The organism is Pseudomonas sp. UBA3153 (genome assembly GCF_002364635.1).
GTDB classification, from domain to species: Bacteria; Pseudomonadota; Gammaproteobacteria; order Pseudomonadales; family Pseudomonadaceae; genus Pseudomonas_O; species Pseudomonas_O kuykendallii.
On the sequence record NZ_DEYR01000092.1, the window covers coordinates 1 to 3,703 of the forward strand.

The following is a 3,703-nucleotide window of genomic DNA, read 5'->3' on the forward strand; positions in this document are numbered from 1 at the left end:
GAACCGCTCTTCCGATCTGCCGCGCTTCGAGGCGCGCCTGCGCGACGAGCTGAACGCGCTGGGCTTTCGCCAGCGCATCGTCGTCGCGCCCAATCCGGCGGCGGCGCGCATGCTGGCCAATGCCCACGACGGCCTGGCGGTGGACGCCGCAGGCCTCGCCGAAGCCCTCGGGCGGATGCCCATCGAGCGCGTCGGCTTCACCCGCGAGGTGGCCAGCGCCTTCGCCCGCATGGGCGTGCGCCAGTTGCAGCAGGTCCGCAACCTGCCCCGCGAGAGCCTGGCCAGGCGTTTCCCGCAGGACGTGCTGCGGCACCTCGATACGCTGCTCGGCGAACGGCCGCTGGCGCTGCGCTGCTACGCGCCGCCGGACCGCTTCGATGTGCGCATCGAGCTGAACTTCGAGGTCGAGTCGCACCAGGCGCTGCTGTTCCCGCTGCGCCGCCTGACCGGCGACCTGGCCGCCTTCCTCGCCGGCCGCGACAGCGGCGTGCAACGCTTCACCCTGCATCTGGAGCACCGCAGCGGCGAGGACAGCAGCCTGCCGGTCGGCCTGCTCGCCGCCGAGCGCGAGGCGGCGATGCTCTTCGAGCTGGCGCGCGGTCGCCTCGAACAGTTGCAGGTGCCCGCGCCGGTGCAGGCCATGCGCCTGGTAGCGCGCGACCTGCCGACGTTCGTTCCGCAGCACCGCGAGCTGTTCGATGAGCGCCCGCAGCAATCGCTGCCCTGGGAACAGTTACGCGAACGCCTGCGCGCGCGCCTTGGCGACGGCGCCGTGCTGGGCCTCGGTGCCGTCGCCGACCATCGCCCGGAACGGGCCTGGCAGGCGGCGCCCGTCGCGCGTGTGGAAACGCCGCAGCACGATGCGCCGCGCCCGGCCTGGCTGCTGCGCGAAGCCCAGCCCCTGCGCGAATTCGCGCCGCGCATCCTCGCCGGCCCCGAGCGCATCGAGTCCGGCTGGTGGGACGGCGGCGACGTGCGCCGCGACTATTACCTGGTGGAAACCCGCAGCGGCCAGCGCGCCTGGGCCTACCGCCGGGTCGGCGACGACGGCCCGCTGCAGTTGCACGGATGGTTCGCATGACTCGCCCCGTACATCACGGATGGCCATCGATGGGTTTTGCAGGCTCAACCCATCCTACGAAGACGCACGCGCAGCGACGGCATGGAAGGACGCGCCTGCTCCCCGTCGTAGGATGGGCCGAGCGCAGCGACACCCATGCAGAGCCGCCACCGACGGGGTTCGCATGAATCACACCCATGCCGCTTCCCCGCCCGCCTATGCCGAGCTGCACTGCCTGTCGAATTTCAGCTTCCAGCGCGGCGCGTCCAGTGCGCAGGAGCTGTTCGAGCGCGCCAGGCAGCATGGCTATGCGGCGCTGGCGATCACCGACGAGTGCAGCCTGGCCGGCATCGTGCGCGCCTGGCAGGCGGCCAAGAAGGCCGAGCTGGCGCTGATCGTCGGCAGCGAGATGCAGCTCGAGGACGGGCCGAAGATCATCCTGCTGGCGGAGGACTTGGCCGGCTACCAGAGGCTCTGCGGGCTGATCAGCGTCGCCCGCCGCCGGGCGAAGAAAGGCAGCTACCGCCTGCTGCGCGAGGATTTCGAGGAGCCGCTGGACGGCCTGCTGGCGCTCTGGCCAGCCCAGGGCCAAACCCCGCTCGCCGATGGCCGCTGGCTGCGCGAGCGGTTCCCCGAGCGCCTGTGGCTGGCCGTGGAGCTGCACCGCGGCCCGGACGACGCCCGCCGCCTGGCGCAACTGCTGGCGCTGGCCACGGACCTCGGCATCCCCGCCGTGGCCAGTGGCGACGTGCACATGCACGCCCGTGGCCGGCGCGCGCTGCAGGACTGCATGAGCGCGATCCGCCACCACCTGCCGGTGGCCGAGGCCGGGCACCGGCTGTTCCCCAACGGCGAGCGCCACCTGCGCCGGCGCGAGGAGCTGGCCGGGCTGTACCCCGCCGGGCTGCTCGAGGAAACCCTGCGCATCGCCGCGCGCTGCCGCTTCGACCTCGGCCAGTTGCGCTACCAGTACCCGCGCGAACTGGTGCCCGAAGGCCATACGCCGACCACCTGGCTGCGCCATCTGGCCGAGAAGAACATTCCCTGGCGCTGGCCCGGGGGCATCCCCGGCAAAGCGCGCAGAAACCTCGAACACGAGCTGGAACTGATCGCCGAACTCGAGTACGAGAGCTACTTCCTCACCGTGCACGACATCGTCCAGTTCGCCCGCAATGAACGCATCCTCTGCCAGGGCCGCGGCTCGGCGGCCAACTCGACGCTGTGCTTCGTGCTCGGCATCACCGAGCTGGACCCGGCGAACTCCAACCTGCTGTTCGAGCGCTTCCTCTCCCGGGAGCGCAACGAGCCGCCGGACATCGACGTCGACTTCGAGCACGAACGCCGCGAGGAAGTGATCCAGTACGTATTCCGCCGCTACGGCCGCACGCGCGCCGCGCTCACCGCGGTGGCCAGCACCTACCACGGCGCCGGCGCGGTGCGCGACGTGGCCAAGGCGCTCGGCCTGCCGGCCGACCAGATCAACGCCTTGGCCGACTGCTGCGGGCGCTGGAGCGGCGAGCTCCCACCCGAGGAGCGCCTGCGCGAAGCCGGTTTCGACCCGCAGAGCCCGATCATGCGCCGGGTGCTGGCGCTGACCGGCGAGCTGATCGGCTTCCCCCGCCACCTGTCGCAGCACCCCGGCGGCTTCGTCATTTCCGAGCAGCCGCTGCACAGCCTGGTGCCGGTGGAAAACGCGGCGATGGCCGGGCGCAGCATCATCCAGTGGGACAAGGACGACCTCGACCTGGTCGGCCTGCTCAAGGTCGACATCCTCGCGCTGGGCATGCTCAGCGCGCTGCGCCGCTGTTTCGATCTGGTGAAAGGCTATCGCGGCCGGCAATGGAGCCTGGCGAGCCTGCCGCAGGAGTGCGCGAAAACCTACGCGATGATCAGCCGCGCCGACACCATCGGCGTGTTCCAGATCGAGTCGCGGGCGCAGATGGCCATGCTGCCGCGGCTGCGCCCGCAGACCTTCTATGACCTGGTGATCGAGGTCGCCATCGTGCGTCCCGGGCCGATCCAGGGCGACATGGTCCATCCCTACCTGCGGCGCCGGAATGGCGAGGAGCCGGTCGACTATCCGCCGAGGCTGGAGAAGGTTTTCAAGCGCACCCTCGGCGTGCCGCTGTTCCAGGAGCAGGTCATGGAGGTGGCGATGATCGCCGCCGACTATTCACCCGGCGAGGCGGACGAGCTGCGCCGCTCGATGGCCGCCTGGAAGCGCCACGGCGGGCTGGAGCCGCACCAGGAGCGGCTAATGACACGGATGCTCGCCAATGGCTACTCGGCCGAATTCGCCGCGCGCATCTTCGAGCAGATCAGGGGCTTCGGCAGCTACGGCTTTCCCGAATCCCACGCCGCCAGCTTCGCCCTGCTCACCTACGCCAGTTGCTGGCTGAAATGCCACGAGCCGGCGGCGTTCGCCTGCGCGCTGATCAACAGCTGGCCGATGGGTTTCTACAACCCCGACCAGGTCCTGCAGGACGCGCGTCGCCACGGCATCGCCACGCACCCGGTGGACGTGCGCCACAGCGACTGGGATTGCAGCCTGGAGCCCGGCGCGGACGACCAGCCGGCGATCCGCCTCGGCCTGCGGATGATCCGCGGCCTGGCCGAGGACGCCGGCCGGCGCGTCGAAGCGGC

General features: G+C 70.9%; 2 protein-coding genes. Both read left to right on the forward strand.

Annotated elements, in window-relative coordinates:
- A partial coding sequence (locus B2X67_RS18695; RefSeq protein ID WP_286786429.1) for a Y-family DNA polymerase occupies positions 1–1,081 on the forward strand: 1,081 nt, incomplete at its 5' end.
- 163 nt (positions 1,082–1,244) lie between these two features.
- A partial coding sequence (locus B2X67_RS18700) for an error-prone DNA polymerase (RefSeq protein ID WP_286786430.1) occupies positions 1,245–3,703 on the forward strand: 2,459 nt, incomplete at its 3' end.